Origin of the sequence: Gluconacetobacter tumulisoli (assembly GCF_014174155.1) — a bacterium.
Taxonomy (GTDB): Bacteria; Pseudomonadota; Alphaproteobacteria; order Acetobacterales; family Acetobacteraceae; genus Gluconacetobacter; species Gluconacetobacter tumulisoli.
In genome coordinates this window covers 64,418-80,590 of record NZ_JABEQM010000013.1, presented here as the reverse complement: position 1 = coordinate 80,590, position 16,173 = coordinate 64,418, and the positions used below count along the sequence as shown (strand labels likewise).

At 65.8% G+C, this 16,173-nt stretch carries 16 protein-coding genes; 4 read left to right on the top strand and 12 right to left on the bottom strand.

The window, feature by feature from the left end:
• Positions 1 to 75: 75 nt before the first annotated feature.
• Positions 76 to 960: a LysR substrate-binding domain-containing protein gene (locus tag HLH28_RS14665; RefSeq protein WP_182960509.1), complete on the bottom strand. Its 885-nt coding sequence runs from the start codon at positions 958 to 960 to the stop codon at positions 76 to 78.
• A gap of 87 nt (positions 961 to 1,047) precedes the next feature.
• Entirely contained in the window at positions 1,048 to 2,010 is a 963-nt protein-coding gene (trxB, locus tag HLH28_RS14660; protein ID WP_182960507.1) for a thioredoxin-disulfide reductase, read from the bottom strand.
• Positions 2,011 to 2,147: 137 nt separating this feature from the next.
• Between trxB and HLH28_RS14655 the strand changes: the two genes are divergently transcribed.
• The 3 genes from HLH28_RS14655 to HLH28_RS14645 all read left to right on the top strand — a co-directional run bounded on the left by HLH28_RS14655 (position 2,148) and on the right by HLH28_RS14645 (position 5,307).
• On the top strand, positions 2,148 to 2,639 hold the full coding sequence (locus HLH28_RS14655; protein ID WP_182960505.1) for an Lrp/AsnC family transcriptional regulator: 492 nt from the start codon (positions 2,148 to 2,150) through the stop codon (positions 2,637 to 2,639).
• 83 nt (positions 2,640 to 2,722) lie between these two features.
• Entirely contained in the window at positions 2,723 to 3,817 is a 1,095-nt protein-coding gene (locus HLH28_RS14650) for a glycosyltransferase (RefSeq protein ID WP_182960552.1), read from the top strand.
• 29 nt (positions 3,818 to 3,846) lie between these two features.
• Positions 3,847 to 5,307, top strand: coding sequence for a glycosyltransferase family 39 protein (locus HLH28_RS14645; protein WP_182960503.1), 1,461 nt, complete (start codon positions 3,847 to 3,849; stop codon positions 5,305 to 5,307).
• A 4-nt stretch (positions 5,308 to 5,311) separates the two neighbouring features.
• Here the strand turns inward: HLH28_RS14645 and HLH28_RS14640 are convergent, their stop codons facing one another.
• From HLH28_RS14640 to HLH28_RS14625, 4 genes are all read right to left on the bottom strand, one after another.
• Positions 5,312 to 5,665, bottom strand: coding sequence for a response regulator (locus HLH28_RS14640; protein WP_182960501.1), 354 nt, complete (start codon positions 5,663 to 5,665; stop codon positions 5,312 to 5,314).
• On the bottom strand, positions 5,662 to 6,174 hold the full coding sequence (locus HLH28_RS14635; protein ID WP_182960499.1) for an NUDIX hydrolase: 513 nt from the start codon (positions 6,172 to 6,174) through the stop codon (positions 5,662 to 5,664). The genes HLH28_RS14640 and HLH28_RS14635 overlap by 4 nt, the downstream gene beginning before the upstream one ends.
• 105 nt (positions 6,175 to 6,279) lie before the next feature.
• Positions 6,280 to 8,172, bottom strand: a complete 1,893-nt coding sequence (locus HLH28_RS14630) for a CocE/NonD family hydrolase (RefSeq protein WP_246396243.1) — start codon at positions 8,170 to 8,172, stop codon at positions 6,280 to 6,282.
• 209 nt (positions 8,173 to 8,381) lie between these two features.
• On the bottom strand, positions 8,382 to 8,840 hold the full coding sequence (locus HLH28_RS14625; protein WP_408869855.1) for a hypothetical protein: 459 nt from the start codon (positions 8,838 to 8,840) through the stop codon (positions 8,382 to 8,384).
• Positions 8,841 to 9,037: 197 nt separating this feature from the next.
• Here HLH28_RS14625 and guaA point away from each other — a divergent pair, with 197 nt between their 5' ends.
• Complete coding sequence (gene guaA, locus HLH28_RS14620) at positions 9,038 to 10,666, top strand: glutamine-hydrolyzing GMP synthase (protein WP_246396229.1); 1,629 nt, start codon at positions 9,038 to 9,040, stop codon at positions 10,664 to 10,666.
• Between the two features lie 324 nt (positions 10,667 to 10,990).
• Here guaA and HLH28_RS14615 read toward each other — a convergent pair whose 3' ends face one another.
• The 6 genes from HLH28_RS14615 to HLH28_RS14590 all read right to left on the bottom strand — a co-directional run bounded on the left by HLH28_RS14615 (position 10,991) and on the right by HLH28_RS14590 (position 16,099).
• A complete protein-coding gene (locus HLH28_RS14615; protein WP_182960494.1) occupies positions 10,991 to 11,209 on the bottom strand; it encodes a PIN domain-containing protein in 219 nt (72 codons plus the stop codon).
• Between the two features lie 505 nt (positions 11,210 to 11,714).
• A complete protein-coding gene (locus HLH28_RS14610) occupies positions 11,715 to 12,503 on the bottom strand; it encodes a deaminated glutathione amidase (protein WP_182960492.1) in 789 nt (262 codons plus the stop codon).
• Positions 12,504 to 12,631: 128 nt separating this feature from the next.
• On the bottom strand, positions 12,632 to 13,315 hold the full coding sequence (locus HLH28_RS14605; protein ID WP_182960490.1) for a GntR family transcriptional regulator: 684 nt from the start codon (positions 13,313 to 13,315) through the stop codon (positions 12,632 to 12,634).
• A complete protein-coding gene (locus HLH28_RS14600) occupies positions 13,312 to 14,085 on the bottom strand; it encodes an N-formylglutamate amidohydrolase (protein ID WP_182960488.1) in 774 nt (257 codons plus the stop codon). Before HLH28_RS14600 ends, HLH28_RS14605 begins: the two co-directional genes overlap by 4 nt.
• 32 nt (positions 14,086 to 14,117) lie before the next feature.
• Complete coding sequence (locus HLH28_RS14595; protein ID WP_182960486.1) at positions 14,118 to 15,431, bottom strand: type I glutamate--ammonia ligase; 1,314 nt, start codon at positions 15,429 to 15,431, stop codon at positions 14,118 to 14,120.
• Complete coding sequence (locus HLH28_RS14590) at positions 15,428 to 16,099, bottom strand: isochorismatase family cysteine hydrolase (protein ID WP_182960484.1); 672 nt, start codon at positions 16,097 to 16,099, stop codon at positions 15,428 to 15,430. Before HLH28_RS14590 ends, HLH28_RS14595 begins: the two co-directional genes overlap by 4 nt.
• Between the last annotated feature and the right edge of the window lie 74 nt (positions 16,100 to 16,173).

Sequence of the window (16,173 nt, the reverse complement as noted above, 5' to 3'; positions counted from 1 at the left end):
TGCCGCTGGGTAACAGACACAAAAAAGGGCGACCGATACGGTCGCCCTCTTCGGCCGCAGCCGTGGATGCGTCGTTCAGTGGCGGCCGCTGATTTCCGCCAGCAGGAAGTCGCGGAAGACCGCGACGCGCTTGGAGGTGCGGAGTTCTTCCGGATACACGAAATAGGCATCGACCGTCGGCAGAGAGACCTCGGGCAGGATCTTGACCAGATGCGGGTGCTGCGCTGCCGCATAGAGCGGGATCGAACCGATTCCGACGCCTGTCGCAATGGCCGAGGCCATGGCGGCGAGGCTGTTGACCTCGACGCGCGCGGGACGTTTCTCGTCCGCCGGAACGCCGGCCTCGGCCAGCCAGTTGATATGCGGGACGGGTGGGTGATAGCCGCCGAACAGCACCAGCTTGTGCTTCGCCAGATCGTCCAGCGTCGCCGGGGTGCCGAATTCTTCCAGATAGGCGGGGGCGGCATAGATCGGCAGCGGGAAATCCGCGAGATGCCGCTGGATCAGGTCAGGCTGGCGTGGCGGGTGCATCCGGACCGCGACATCGGCCTCGCGCATGCCCAGGTCGAGATCGTTGTCCTCGAGGATGAGGGTGATGACGATGTCGGGATTGGCGTCCATGAACCGGTGCAGCCGCGGCGTCAGCCAGCAGGTTCCGAAGCCGCTCGTCGTTGTGACGCGCAGGCGCCCGGCGGCCTTTTCCTTGCTTTCCGTCAGCAGGGACTGGGTCATCGCCAGCTTGGAGAAGACCTCACGCACCGTCTGGTTCAGGGTTTCCCCCTGTTCCGTCAGGATCAGCCCGCGCGCGTGCCGGTGGAAGAGGGGGACCTGGAGAGCTTCCTCCAGCGCCGAAATCTGGCGGGAAACCGCAGACTGGCTCAAGTTCAGTACGTCACCCGCATGCGTGAACGAACCCGCTTCGGCCACCGCATGGAAAATCCGGAGTTTGTCCCAGTCCACGCATATACTCCGATTCTGTCTTCGCCCTTGGCGTATTCAATGTATCTGGTGACGGATGTATAAGGTCGGGTCAAGGAATTAAGGTATTCAATCCGAAATTCCCGCCAGGTAACGTTCCGCCTCCAGCGCCGCCATGCAGCCCGTGCCGGCGGCGGTCACCGCCTGGCGGAAAATACGGTCCTGCACGTCGCCGGCCGCGAACACGCCCGGGACCGAGGTGCGCGTGCCACCCGGCGGGGTCACGATATATCCCTCGTCGTCCGTTTCGACCTGGCCTTGGAAGATCGCGGTGTTCGGGGCGTGGCCGATGGCGATGAATACGCCGTCCACCGCCAGCTGTTCACGGTGCCCGGTCACGGTGTCGCGCACATTCAGGCCGGTCACGACGGCGGGGGTCGCATCGGCGACGATGTCGTCGACGACGGTGTTCCATTTTACCGAGATCTTGGGATTGGCGAACAGCCGGTCCTGCAGGATGCGCTCGGCCCGCAAATGGTCCCGACGGTGGATCAGGGTGACGTGGCTGGCGTGATGGGTCAGGTACAGGGCTTCCTCGACCGCCGTGTTGCCGCCGCCGACGACGGCCACCGTGCGTCCCCGATAGAAGAACCCGTCACAGGTGGCGCAGGCCGACACGCCAGCGCCCTGGTAGCGGGACTCGCCGGGGATGCCCAGCCATTTGGCCTGCGCGCCCGTTGCAATGACGACCGACCGCGCCAGGTAGATGTCGCCCGAATCGCCCGTCAGCCGGAATGGCGCGTCCGGGCCGCCCCGGCCCTTCAGGTCGCATTCGGTGATGATGTCATGGACGATCCGCGTTCCCACATGGGCAGCCTGGGCGGCCATCTGCTCCATCAGTTCGGGGCCCTGGATGCCGCGGGCGAAGCCGGGATAGTTCTCCACGTCCGTCGTGATCATCAGCTGCCCCCCAGGCTGGAGGCCGGCGACGAGGACGGGCTTGAGATTGGCGCGTGCGGCATAGATCGCGGCGGTATAGCCGGCGGGCCCGGCCCCGATGACGAGCAGGTCGGTGGAAATGGTCTGGGTCATGAACTCGGCGTCGATGTGATCGTGATGGAGGGGATATGGCCGTCCAATGCGCTGGGCACAAGCCGGATGACGTTCGGGGCGCCCTTTTCCCGGCAGGAGGCTTGCAATATCCTGCCGTCTCGATGTTTGGGACGGATATGACCGAAGTGATGGACCTGGATGCGATTGACCGTCGGATCGTCGCCGAACTCCAGGCGGATGGCCGCATGACGAACGTGGAACTGGCGCGCCGGGTGGGAATCTCCGCCCCGCCCTGCCTGCGCCGCGTGCGGCGGCTGGAGGAGGAGGGGCTGATCCGCGGCTATCACGCGGATACCGATGCCGCGCTCCTGGGGTGGACGATCACGCTGTTCGCGCTGATCGGGCTGGACAGCCAGAAGGAAAGCGTCCTGTCGGCCTTCGAGTCCCAGGTCGCCGACTGGCCCGAGGTCCGGGAATGCCACATGATCCGCGGCGGGGGGGATTTCCTGGTCCGGCTGGTAGCGCGCGACGCCGCGCATGAAAACCAGCTGACCCGACGCCTGACCGAAAGTCCGCATGTCAGCCGGGTGCAGACCCTTCAGACCATCCGGACCTCTCTCAGCCGCGCGGGGGTGCCGGTGTCGCCGCATGGCACGGCGATGCCATGACGGTGCTTCTCTCCTCCATGGCCGATTCGGCCCCCGGGGCCCAGCGTGACGTGAATCCCAGGGCGGTGCGGGCGGCAGAGGGCATGGCCCGGCCGGCGGCGGATATCAGCATCGTCGTTCCCTGCTACAACGAGCGGGCGAACGTCCGGCCGCTGGTCGCCGCCCTGTCGGTCGCCCTGAAGGGCCGCGAGTGGGAGGTGATCTTCGTCGACGACAACTCCCCAGACGGCACGATCGACGAAATCCGCGCCCTTGCCGAAATGGACGCGCGCGTGCGCGGCATCCTGCGCATCGGCCGGCGCGGCCTGTCGTCGGCGGTGATCGAAGGGGTCCTGTCGTCCTCGGCGCCGATCGTCGCGGTCATGGACGGCGACATGCAGCATGACGAATCCTGCCTGGGCGCGCTGATCGACGCGGTGGCGCGGGATGGGTACGACATCGCCGTCGGCAGCCGGCATGTCCCTGGCGGCGACAATGCGGGGCTGGCGAATGGCTGGCGGACCTTCCTGTCGGATGCGGGCATCCGGCTGGTGCAGACGCTGATGCCGGTACGGCTGAGCGACCCGATGAGCGGTTTCTTCGCCATGCGGCGCGACCTGTTCGAACACGCCGTGCCGCGCCTGTCGGGGACGGGGTTCAAGATCCTGCTGGACGTCTTCCTGTCCGCCGCCGAGCGTCCGCGCGTGCTGGAGGTGCCGTTCATCTTCCGCCCGCGCGTGGCCGGGGAAAGCAAGCTGGACCTGCTGGTCCTGCTGCAGTTCATGGCGATGATGCTGGACAAGTTCTGCCGGGGCTTCCTGCCGATCCGCTTCCTCGGGTTCTGTCTGGTCGGTCTGGTCGGCATCCTGGTCAATCTCGCGGTCCTGGGGATCGCGCGCCGGTGCGGGGTCGGCTTTGCCGAGGGGCAGGGGATCGGGACCCTCGTCGCCATGGTCGCGAATTTCTGGATGAACAATGCCCTGACCTACCGCGACTGCCGCCTGCGCGGCGGCCGGATGTGGGGCGGGCTGGTCCTGTTCCTGCTGATCTGTTCAGTCGGGGCGGTCGCCGATATCGGCATCGCCCGCGCGATCTTCCGCAGCGACGGCCAGTGGGACCAGGCCGGTGCCGCGGGGGCGGCGATTGCCGTGGTCTGGAACTATGCCGTGTCCTCCACCCTGATCTGGCGGGTGCGTTGATCGGTCCGTCCGGTGGACGGACGGGCGGCATGCTGGCATGGGGCGGGGTCGCCCTGGTCGTCCTGACGCTGGTGCGGTGCGTTGTCGCCGCCCAGGCCCCCCTGTCGCCGGACGAGGCCTATTACTGGGTATGGTCCCGGGTGCCGGCGGCCGGATACCTGGACCATCCGCCGATGGTGGCCGTATGGATCCGGGCAGGTACGACCCTGTTCGGCGACACGGCGCTGGGCATCCGGCTGCTGGCGCCGCTTGCGGCGGCGGTGGGAACCCTGTTCGTGGCCGCCGCCGCGCGGGACCTGGTGGTCGGCCCGACGGGTGATGCTTCGAAGGAGGCCGCCGCCGGGCGGATGGTGCGGGCGGGGGTCCTGCTGAACGCCACGCTGGCGCTGGGAATCGGCGCGGTGACCATGACGCCGGACACGCCGCTGCTGTTCTTCATCGTGCTGGCGCTCTGGGCGCTGGGGCGGTTGATGGCCACCGGGCGCGGGGCCTGGTGGCTGGTCGTGGGCGTCGCGCTTGGGCTGGCCTGCGACAGCAAATATACCGCGATCCTGCCCGGGGCGGGGCTGGCGCTCTGGCTGATAGGCAGCCGGCTGGGGCGGATGTGGCTGCGTACGCCCTATCCATGGTGCGCGGGATTGCTGGTGCTGGTGCTGTTCACGCCCGTCATCCTGTGGAACGCCGGCCATCATTGGGCCAGCTTCATCCGCCAGGGCGGCCGAACGGGGGATTGGCATCCGGCGCGGGCGGTGCAATTCCTGGGCGAACTGGCGGGCGGGCAGGTCGGCCTGGCCACGCCGCTGGTCTTCGTGTTCATGGCCGGCGGCCTGTGGCGGGTCGTTCGTCACGCGCGCCAGGCGCCCATAGCGGCAGTGCTGGCATGCTGGACGATCCTGCCGATCCTGGTGTTCGTGCAGCATGCGCTGGGCGACCGTGTGCAGGCCAACTGGCCCGTCCTGCTCTATCCCGGTCTGGCGGTCGCGGCGGCGTCGCTGGCGTGGCGCGGCTGGATGGGGGCGTCGGCCCTCGGGCTGGCCCTGGGCGGGGTGGTCTATGTGCAATCCACCGTGGCGCCGTTTTCGCTGTCGCCACATCTCGATATCACCCTGCGCCAGATGGCGGGCTGGCCCGCCCTGGCCCGCGCGGTGGACGACGTGGCCCCGCCCGGCGCGTTCGTGGCGGCCGACGAGTATGGCATGGCGTCGGAACTGGCGCTGATGCTGCCGCATCGGCGGGTGATCGGAATGGAACCTCGCTGGGCCCTGTTCGACCTGCCGCATACGGCGGGGGGCGAGGGCCTATTCCTGTGCAGCATGCGGCGGCTGCGGGACCTGGATATGCATGCCTTCGCCCGGATCGTGCGGATCGGGACAGTGGCACGCGGGAGAGCCGGGCGCGTCGCCGAACGCTACGCCGTTTTCCGCGTCGTCCTGGCCTCGCCGATTTCCGATGGCGATATCGCCGTGGTCCTGCCGTCCGGCCGCCCCTGAAAGGTCAGGCCGGCAGCAGGGACGCCCGGACCTGGTCCATCAGTGCCCGGATCCGAAATGGCTTTTCCAGGGTCTGGCCGGCGGTGAACCGGGCCAATCGGGCCGGATCGCCGCTGATCGCGATCATCGGGACCGGCAGTCTGGCCAGTCGCCCTATCAGCTCGTCGGGCGGGCCGTCCGGCAGGGTGAGGTCGAGGATGGCCAGATCCACCGGTCCACGGTCCAGCGCCTGTTCCGCCGCATGCACGCCCGCGCAGGTGGTGACGCGGAAACCGGATCCGTCCAGTGCGGTCTCGATCAGCGCGGCGATGGCGGATTCGTCCTCGACCAGCAGGATGTGGCGGGGCGGAGCTGTCACGATGCGGCGTCCTCGATGATTTGGGTGGGAGAGGCATGGATGGGATGCGATCGGCCCGCCGGGGTCGGCCAGGGGGCGATCCCCCGGCTCGACAGGGCCAGCGTGGCCAGTTCCAGCAGGCCCGGGCTCATCCGCGCAGGGGCGGCGCGGATCTGCTCCAGCGTGAACCAGCCGACATCCAGGGCATCGTCGGCGGCGCGCAGCGCCTGGGCACCGGTATCGGCGCAGCGCACGGCGACGATGACGTAATGGAATCGGATCGCGCCGGCATCGTCCTCGTCCAGGACGTCGAAGGCGGTCAGCACGCCCTCGGCCCGACTGTCGAAACCGGTTTCCTCGCGCAGTTCGCGTTCGGCCGCCTGCATGATCGTCTCGCCGCGCTCGACCCGTCCGCCGGGAAAGCCCCACAGGCCCTGGTCCGGCGGGTTGGCCCGCCGGATCAGCAGGACGTGCGACGCGCGCACGACGACGGAAAGAATCGCGGCGGAAACAGGGGGAAAGGCGGACATGCCCGCATTATACGCGGACCCGCGCACATCACCACCACCCCTGCCGGACAGTTGAAGAGCCGCTCGTCTCCTGGCCGGCCCCCGTGATGCGGGGGCCGGGCGGGATCAGGGGACGACCGGCAACCAGATCGCCGTCGCCTGCGTGCCGCCGCGATGGACGGACTGCGTCGCGGCGACATAGTCCTTGGCCTTCGCGCGCAGCACGTTCGGGACGTACGTCTGCGGGTTGCGGTCATAGAGCGGGAACAGCGAGGACTGGATCTGGACCATGATCCGGTGTCCCGGCTGGAACACGTGGTTCACCGCCGGCAGGGTGAAGCGATAACGGGCCACCGTACCGGGGACGGCGGGGGTGGGGTGGGCGAAGCCCGTGCGATAGCGGCCACGGAAGATGTCCATGGACACCGCCAATTCGTATCCGCCCATCGACGGCCGGTCGCCGTCCGTCGCCGGCTGCACGTCGATCAGCTTCACCACCCAGTCCGAATCCGTGCCGGTGGTCGCGGCGAACAGGTCGGCCACCGGAACGCCGCTGACGCGTACCGCGTGGTCCAGCACCGGCGTCTCGTAGGTCAGGACGTCCGGGCGGCTTTCCGCCTGGCGCTGGTCCTCGACCAGCCAGGTTTTCCAGCGGGGGGCGTCCGTTGCGAAATTGAACGGACGCGGCACGAAGGGTACTGGGTGGGCGGGATCGGAGACATAGGAATCCTGGCCGTCGGCGGCCGGATGGCCGAACGCGAGGCCGAACCCGGGCTGGAGGTAAAGCGGCGTGCTGGGGTGGCCGCAAGCCCCGCCGTCACATGCCAGCGGCCAGTGCGCGAAGCGATCCCAGTGGTTTTCGCCCGAATTGTAGATGATGGCCTCGGGCAGGTTGGCGGCCGGCGAGCCCGGCCGCAGATACTGGTTGAAGAACGGCAGCAGGACATCGCGCCGGAACTGATGCGCGGTGTCGCCATTCCAGTGCAGCGCGCCGAGCTCCGACCCGTCGTAATTCACCTGGCTATGCCGCCATGGGCCCATCGCCAGCACATTCGGCACGTGGGTTCCGGCGGCCTTCAGCGCCTGCCAGGCATGGATCGCGCCCCACATGTCTTCCTGGTCCCACAGGCCCTGTTCCCACAGGGTCGGGACCGTCAGCGGACGCCGGGTGATCAGCTTGTCCAGCGCCTGTTCCTGCCAGAAGGCGTCGTAGTCCGGATGGGCCAGCATGCGCTGCCACCAGGGGAACTGGTCCAGGCCGGCGGCGCGGGCGAAATCCTCGGCGGAGCCCGCGCGCAGGAAATTCGTGTAATCGTCGCGATCCACCCGGGGGATCGTCGCCCCGCTGCCGCGTACCGTCATCTGGTCGGTGAAGTAATCCAGGCCGCCCTGGCGGAATGCGCCGTAATGGTACCAGTCGTCGCCCATCCAGCCGTCGACCATCGGGCTCTCGGGGGCGGCGACCTTCAGCGCCGGATGCGGGTCCAACAGGGCCATGACGACCGTGAACCCTTCGTAGGACGAGCCCAACATGCCGACCCGGCCGTTGGATTCATGGACGTTCTTGACCAGCCAGTCGATCGTGTCCCATGCGTCGGTGACCTCGTCCGTCTTCGTCGGGTTCAGCGGGCCGCGAACCGGGCGGGTCATGACGTAATCGCCCTCGGACCCGTACTTGCCGCGAATATCCTGGAAGACGCGGATATAGCCGGCGCCGACGAACACGTCGTCGCCCTGTGGCAGCAGCGCGCGCATGGTCGGCGTGTTTTCCACGCGGTTCAGTCGTTCCGACGCGTGATAGGGGGTGCGGGTCAGCAGGATCGGCGCATCGTGCGCGCCCTTGGGGATGACGATGACGGTATGCAGCTTCACGCCGTCCCGCATCGGGATCATCAGGTCGCGCTTGATGTAATCGCGATTGTCGGTGGGGAAGGTCACATGGGCGGGGATGTCGCTGCCGGTCTGGACCGTAAGCGCCGGGTCGGGGGCGGCGCGCCCGATGCCGCCGGCCAGCGTCAGGGCGGCGAGGAAGGCAAGTGTCCCGGCCGGGTGGAGGGAAGGAAAGGTCAAGCCGTATGCTCCTGCTGATCCGCCTTGCCGGGCGGCGACTGATGATGGTGTCGGACCATGTCGCATCCATGTCGATCCGACAATCATCCGCCGCCATGTCGTTGCCGGCGCAGGGCGGTGCGGCCCCGACGGCCGCCAGCAGGTATTTTGGCGGTGTCCTAATGCCCCAGGAAATGGGACAGGGCGTTGCTGCCGGGCCGTGTCATCACAACATGCGCACGGCAGCGGGGGGTGCCGTAGGTTCCGGACATCGTGTCGCCGCTGGGCCGGGCCTCGAACACCATGGGGAAGGGTTTGTGGTTCATGTCGCTCAGCACCAGCTGGGCGTGGAAGATCCCCTGGGGACCGTCGCGTGTGCCGCGCAGGGTCTGCGACCCGTCGGCGGGGGTGAAGGCGATCCGCCGGGTACCGATCTGCAAGGTAGAGGGCGCGCGCGTCTCGGGGCATATTCCGCGATCGGCCACCAGCGTTCCGGTCCAGATTCCGATCGGGTCGTCGGCGGCACTGGCTGCTGCCCGGGCCGTTGATATCCCGGCCGACGACAGGATCGACAGGGCAACGCCCAGGGCGAGGGCCCCTGAACGTCCGGCGCGACGCCGCGGGATCGGAGGGGGCAGGGTCAAGTTGGGGCTCCATATCGAAAGGGACGGGGCTGTGACGGTCCCAATATGGGCGCGCGCGTTGCCGTGGGCCATAGGGTCCCGCCTGGTGCGATCTTGCGCTATGGTCGCCATCGACGCATATCCCGCGCTTGCATTGCCCGCCCGGCTCATGCAGCAAGCCCTGTGACCGTAGTGCCGCGACCGAGAGAACGATGATGAGCGACGATGTGAAAGCTGGTGGACCCGATCTGACCGCGCAGGGAGGCGAGGTGGCCGCCCTGGATAGCGCGCTGCACGGGGATCGGATCCTGATCCTGGATTTCGGCAGCCAGGTGACGCAGCTGATCGCCCGCCGCGTGCGCGAAAGCGGCGTGTATTGCGAGATCTGGCCGTTTTCCTCGACACCCGAGAAGATCCGCGCCTTCGCGCCCCGGGGCATCATCCTGTCCGGCGGCCCGTCCAGCGTGCTGGACGAAAACGCGCCGCGCATCCCCGATGTCGTATTCGCCCTTGGGGTGCCGGTGCTGGGGATCTGCTACGGGCAGCAGGCGATGTGCCACCAGCTGGGCGGGGCGGTCGAGACGCACGAACACCGTGAATTCGGGCGCGCGCATATCGACATTACCGAGGACTGCGCCCTGTTCCGTGGCACCTGGGCCCGCGGTGGCCGCGAACAGGTGTGGATGAGCCACGGCGACCGCGTCACGAAATTGCCGCCCGGCTTCCGCGCCGTCGCGGTCAGCGAGGGCGCGCCGTTCGCCATCATCGCGGACGAAGGGCGGCGCCTGTACGGCGTGCAGTTCCACCCCGAGGTCGTGCACACGCCCCACGGCGCGGCATTGCTGCGGAATTTCACGCATGATGTCGTGGGCTGCCGCGGCACATGGACAATGGCCGGCTTCCGCGATATGGAAATCGCCCGCATCCGCGAACAGGTCGGGTCGGGACGGGTGATCTGCGGCCTGTCGGGCGGGGTCGATTCCTCGGTCGCCGCCGTGCTGATCCACGAGGCGATTGGCGACCAGCTGACCTGCATCTTCGTCGATCCGGGCATCCTGCGTGCAGGTGAGGCCGAGGAGGTCGTCAAGACCTTCCGGGGCCGGTTCAATATCAAGCTGATCCATCGCGACGCGTCGGACCTGTTCCTGTCGGCGCTGGACGGCGTCACGGATCCCGAGATCAAGCGCAAGACCATTGGCCGCCTGTTCGTCGAAGTGTTCGACGAGGAAGCCGCGAAGCTGGGCGGTGCGGAGTTCCTGGCGCAGGGCACGCTGTATCCCGACGTGATCGAAAGTGTCAGCTTCACCGGCGGACCGTCGGTGACGATCAAGTCGCACCATAATGTCGGCGGCCTGCCCGAGCATATGAAGATGCAGCTGGTCGAGCCGCTGCGCGAACTGTTCAAGGACGAGGTCCGGGAACTGGGTCGCGAACTGGGCATTCCCGAACATATCGTCGGACGTCATCCGTTTCCCGGACCGGGCCTGGCGATCCGCATTCCCGGCGCCGTGGACCGCGACAAGCTGGCGCTGCTGCGCCGGGTGGATACGATCTTCCTGGAGGAAATCCGTAGCGCCGGCCTGTATGACGCGATCTGGCAGGCCTTCGCGGTGCTGCTGCCGGTCCGCACGGTGGGCGTGATGGGCGACGGGCGTACCTATGATTACGCCTGCGCGCTACGCGCCGTGACCAGCACGGACGGCATGACCGCCGACGTGTTCCCCTTCGATATCGGCTTCCTGAACCGCGTGGCCAGCCGCATCGTCAACGAGGTCCAGGGCGTGAACCGCGTGACCTACGACATCACCTCCAAGCCGCCCGGCACGATAGAGTGGGAGTGATTTTTGCCTGTCCGGCAGTATCCGAAGCGTCCGTAAAAACGGCATAATTCATCGAGAAAATTGATTATTTGGTAGTAACGGGGAAATGTCAGCTGGCTGAAACGCTGGCTGACGGTCCGCGCTACAAATGTCTCAGCGTCACCTGGCAGCAACGGCTTGGGTCGCCGCATCCCATCCAAAGAGAACTGTCTGCTCACCTGTACGAGGCAGATTGGCCCGGCAATTTCTCGAACGGATCGACTGCCGGGATTCCTGGTAGCCGAAAATGCCGGACGTTGCGGATCAGTGCCGTCAGGCCCTGAACCCGCGTCGTCGCCGTAATCGTCAGATCACCAAGTTCTGGCTGATGCCTCTGCGCTCGGAATTGATCTGTCGTCTTTCAGAGAACGGAGAAATCGGCAGACTGATCGGGACGCTCCTGCGAGCATAGAGATGTATACGCATTTCCAGCCATTCGCCCAGGCGACCGGCCTTCGCTGCGTGACCAGCATACTGAACCTTCTCGATTTCGGCAGCGGTCTCCGCGATGGTGACGACACTCATGAACAGGCTGTCGCTGTTCTGTCCAGCCACTTTCGCAGTGCAGAGCGAATACAATCATCCCCATGCGAATCATGCGGTGGACAATCTGAAGGAGTACAGGGAGCTGTGGCGAATTTGAGCCACTTGGCGCCTGTTGGAAATGCGCGCTGGCGGTGATCTTCTATCATGGCGCAGCGCGCGCTCTTGTTCAACAGAACGAAGTTTGAACCCGCCTCTAAGATTTTGGCGATGCGATGCATCGTCGTAAGGCAGGCGATAGAGAGGGGGCGCCTTTGCGCATGGGCAGAGGCCTTGCATCCGATCTCACGGGCCTGCCTCGACCCATACATTTCGTGCTCTGACGCCCTCAGTTGGTCGACTGTTCAGAGCGGAACGTCGCCCTGTCTGTCGTTTGCGGCCTCGGACGTCATGACCATTCAGTCATAATATAGACTGAATGGTCATTTTTCTGAAAACTTCTTCGCCGGAGGCTGAGGGCGGTGGACGACCGCCCTCAGGCACGTGATTACTGCAGGACAGGCGCGGCAAAACGACGGTTCTGCAGGACGGGAAGGGCCTGCCGGGATTTTGCGATCTTTTCTTTCGAAATCTCGCAGAACAGCAGGGAAGGATCCTGTCCCGCGCGGACGACGGCGACGCCCAGCGGATCGACGACCATGCTGCACCCGATGTTGCGCGGGCCGCATTCGCCCACGGCTGCGACATAGCAGGTGTTTTCAAGGGCGCGGGCGGTCACCATGACTTCCCAATGCCATTCCTTGCCGGGTCCACGCACCCATGCCGCAGGCAGGGCGATCACGTCGGCGCCCGCCAGGGCGAGGCTGCGGGCCAGTTCGGGGAAACGCACGTCGTAGCATGTCATGAGGCCGATCTTCAGGTCGCCGATCGTGACGAGGGGCGGGACTTCCACGCCAGGCGTAACACGATCGGATTCCTTCATGGTAAAGGCGTCATAAAGATGCAGTTTGCGATATACCGCAACGACACCTTCTCCGGAAACGACGATAAGGCAGTTGTGGGCGCGGCCATTGCCGTCCGGAACGGGAATGCACCCGGCAACGGTCAGATCACTGCCGCGCAGGGCATCGACAAGGCCGGTGACGAAGGGACCGTCGAGCGGCTGCGCGGTGCGCAGGACGATGTCGGGATCATGCATGTCGGCCGCGAGGATATCCTCGGGCAGAATGAGAAGGCGGGCCCCCTCCCTGGCAGCGCGATCCGCAAGGTCGATGGCGGTCGCGAGGTTTTCTTCCCATTGTGCGGTGGCCCCGAACTGGCCGAGTGCGATTTTCATTGTGATCTTACTCCGTTTTGATGCCGCGTTGCGTGGGCGGACATTCTTATTTCGGAAAGGCTTTTAGCATATCTGGTGTTTTGCGGATAATACCTGTTCTTCTTTTTTATTCCTGGGTCGCTGTCGCGCTACACCCGGCCGGATGGCTGTCCACGCGGGCCCGCCATGCCCAGGTGCCGCGTCAGCCACATCTGGCAGGCGGCAAAATCATGTGATTGCAGGCTGTCGTAAATCGCAAAATGCTCGCGCGCGAGAATCTCCAGATCTTCCGGCAGGGGATGTGCGGTCATGCCGACACGTTCCTGATGGGGCCGCAGGGCACCGTACATCGCCTGCAGGATCGTATTGCCGCTGAGGCTGATCAGCGCCGCGTGGAAATCCCAGTCCGCGGCAAGGTAGTCCACCTGATCTTCCGGCCTGTCCACGGCGGAAAAGGTCTGGAGGCGATGCAACGCATCGCGCATTTCCGCCGATGGCTTGATGCGCTGCTGGCAGGCGATGGCCGCCACAGACGTTTCCACCAGAAGCCGTGCCTGGAACAGGCCGCTGAATTCCTCCAGGCTGATGGGCTTCACCATGGCGCCGCGCCGGGGCACCAGTTCGATATATTGTTCGGCATGCAGGCGGTGAAACGCCTCGCGCACGGGCGTGCGCGAGACGTCGTGCTGCGTCGAGATCCGCTCTTCCTCGATGAACGTGCCGGGGGGGTACGTGCCGACCAGGATGGCGCGGCGAACGGATTCGTAGATACGTTCCTTTGCCGGCATGTCCGCGGCAGCCGTTCCCCGTGTGGTGGCGTGGGGGCGCATCATGATCCCCGGCTCTCGAAACGCGCCGCGGCACGTTGCACGGCCGTTGCCATCGTATCGGCCCAGGACGCGATGCCTGCCGGATCGGAGATCAGGTCCTGGCGGATTTCCACTTCGACATAGGGAAGACCCCGACCTTCGGCATGCACGGGCACGGTGTAGTCATTATTCATATCGACAGTATAGGGTTGATTTTCGGCAATGTCTTCATCGGGGCGCAGGGCGCGGACCTCTTCCAGGACCAGTCGTCCGAAGCGGTCGTCGGGTCCCCATAGAATCCCGGCCGACAGGGTCCGTACCTCGTCCCTGTAGCGTGGGGTGCAGCTATGCATCGCCAGGAGATAGGTCGGCGTTCCCTGGCGCTCGCGCGTATCCAGGCAGGCCTCGATCGCGTGCTGGTAGGGGCGGAGGAATGTGCGTTCCCGCGCCGCGCGCTCTTGGGGGCCGAGGCCGAGATTGCCGGGAATGATGTCGGTTTCACTGCTTTCCGGAATCGATGACGCCACGCCCGGCCGTCGGTTGCAATCGATGACCAGGCGCGAATAGATCTGCGCCAGCAGGGGGCAGGCAAGGCGGCGGGCCATGATCTCGCTGACGGCGAGGATGCCGATGTCCCAGCCGATATGGCGCGCGATCCGTTCTTCGCGGAGGCCGAGCTGGCGCAGGCGGCGCGGAATGCGGCGTCCGGCATGGTCCACCGTCAGGAAGAACGGGCTGTCGGAGTCCAGATTGTGCGACAGGACGGGCGATGGCTCGTCATCGGCCAGAAGCATATCCGAATCTGCTGGATTTCGTTCGTCTCGCATCAATAAACCTCGAGATACCGTCGGCAGATTTCATCTTCGGACAGGCCCGCCAGCGCGGTGATCTCCGATGATTTGAACATGTGATAGGCATCGAAAAACCGGTCGCCGAACCAGCTCCGGACCGCGGAATCCGCCATCATGGCGGCTAGTGCCTCGCCGAGGGACGAGGGCAGGGGGGATACGTTGGCAGCGCGATAATCCGCATCAGGGCCCTGCGGATGCCGCGGCAGCGCGAGATCGCGCCGCAGCCCGTCCAGTCCCGCGTGGACCAGGCAGCCCAGCGCCATATAGGGGCTCGCGCTGGCGTCGACCACGCGATATTCGAGGTTGTAGCGCCGCGCGATCGTCGCGGGGTCTGTCGAGAAGGTCGGACAGACGCGCAGCGATGCGCCACGATCGGCGAGGGCGATGTTGGCCCATGTCGGTGCCCATTTCGACGGACGCAGCCGGTAATAGGAGGCGACGCTGGGTGTCGTGATGGCCGCCATTGCCGGCATGTGCGCGATGACCCCGGCGGCGAAGGCAGCCGCCTGCCGGCTGAGCCCCAGGGCGCCGGCGGCATCGTGGGTGACGGGATTGCCCTCCAGGTCCCGCAGGCTGAAATGGATGTGCGTGCCGTTTCCGATGCCGTCCGGCTGGGTGATCGGTGTGAAGCTGGCCCGATGACCGCGTGCGGCGGCGCAGCCGCGAACGATCTCGCGCAGGAAGACCGTCTCATCCGCCGCGGCTATGCCGATGCGGGGTTTGACCGTGACCTCGAACTGCCGGGCGCCGGCTTCCGCAATGAAGGAATCAGGTTCGATTCCCGCCTGCCGCAGGGCCGCGACGATCGCCGGGCCCAGCGAACCCGACCGTCGATACAGACCGAACCCATAGCTCGATCCCGGCAGGTCCTCGACACCCGTGTACGTGAATTCCTGCTCGAACACCGACAGGAGTCGCAGGCCGAATTCCCGTTCGAGCGCGTCGAGCGCGCGTTGCAGGAAGGTCCGTGGGCAACAGTCCCACGGCGTGCCGTCCTCATGACGGATGTCGCCGAGCATGAGCGTGTGCGACTGGCTGTCCTCGCCGGGGATTTCGGCCCGTGCCGCCGCGTCGGGGACAAGCATCAGGTCGCCCTGCGTGCCGAACGGGGTCTGGTAGATCGGGCCGAAGGCCGAGAGCATCAGGTTGCTGGCGGTATAGCCGACGCCGGTCGCGAGGCGGTCCTGCAGCATCGCGGCCGGGAAGCCCTTGCCCCGGACATGCCCCGCGATATCGCAGGTTCCCGCGAAGATCAGCTTTTCCTGCGCGGTGTTGTCGGGCGTCATCATGACGTCGCCGCCTGATGGACGTGCGACATTTCCGCGAGCATGGTTTGCGTGTCGATCTGCCTGGCATAGCCGCGATTGTTGCGCAGCGACGATTCCTGGCGTTCCTGCGACAGGGTCAGGCACGCATCGGTCACGCATGTGACAAGGTAGCCAAGGTCGCATGCATCCCGTACGGCGGAATCAACGCACTGATCCGTCAGGCAACCGACGATAATCAGCGAACGAATGCCCAGATTGCGCAGGACATAATCGATATTGGTGGAAATGAAGACCGAGGACGAGGTCTTGGGAATGACGATGTCGTCATCAGCGGGCGCGATGGGATCGATCACCCGGGCGTCGGCGGACCCACGGGGGACGTTGAAGCCCGTGATCTTGTAATCGAGGCTGCGGTCGCGCCCGTCGCGGGTCAGGCTTTCGATGACCGTATATATGACCTCGATCCCGGTCGCGCGCGCGCGGGTGCCGAGCGCCACCCAGTTCGGGAGGGCGACGCTTTCCAACTGGTCGAAGAAATAGCCGAACCTGTCCTGAAAGGTCGCATCCGGAAGTCCGGCATATTCGCCGCCGTCGCGGCTGCAATTATAGACCTGCGTATCGACAAACAGCAGGGCCGTTTCCCCAGGATAGATCGGCCGCTCGCGTGTTGTTTCCTGTCTATGTTTCATATGCTCGCCAATTCCAAAAAAAGCGCTCGGGCAGTTTTCATCGTCGTGTCAGGGTGTTCAGGTATTTTTTTGCT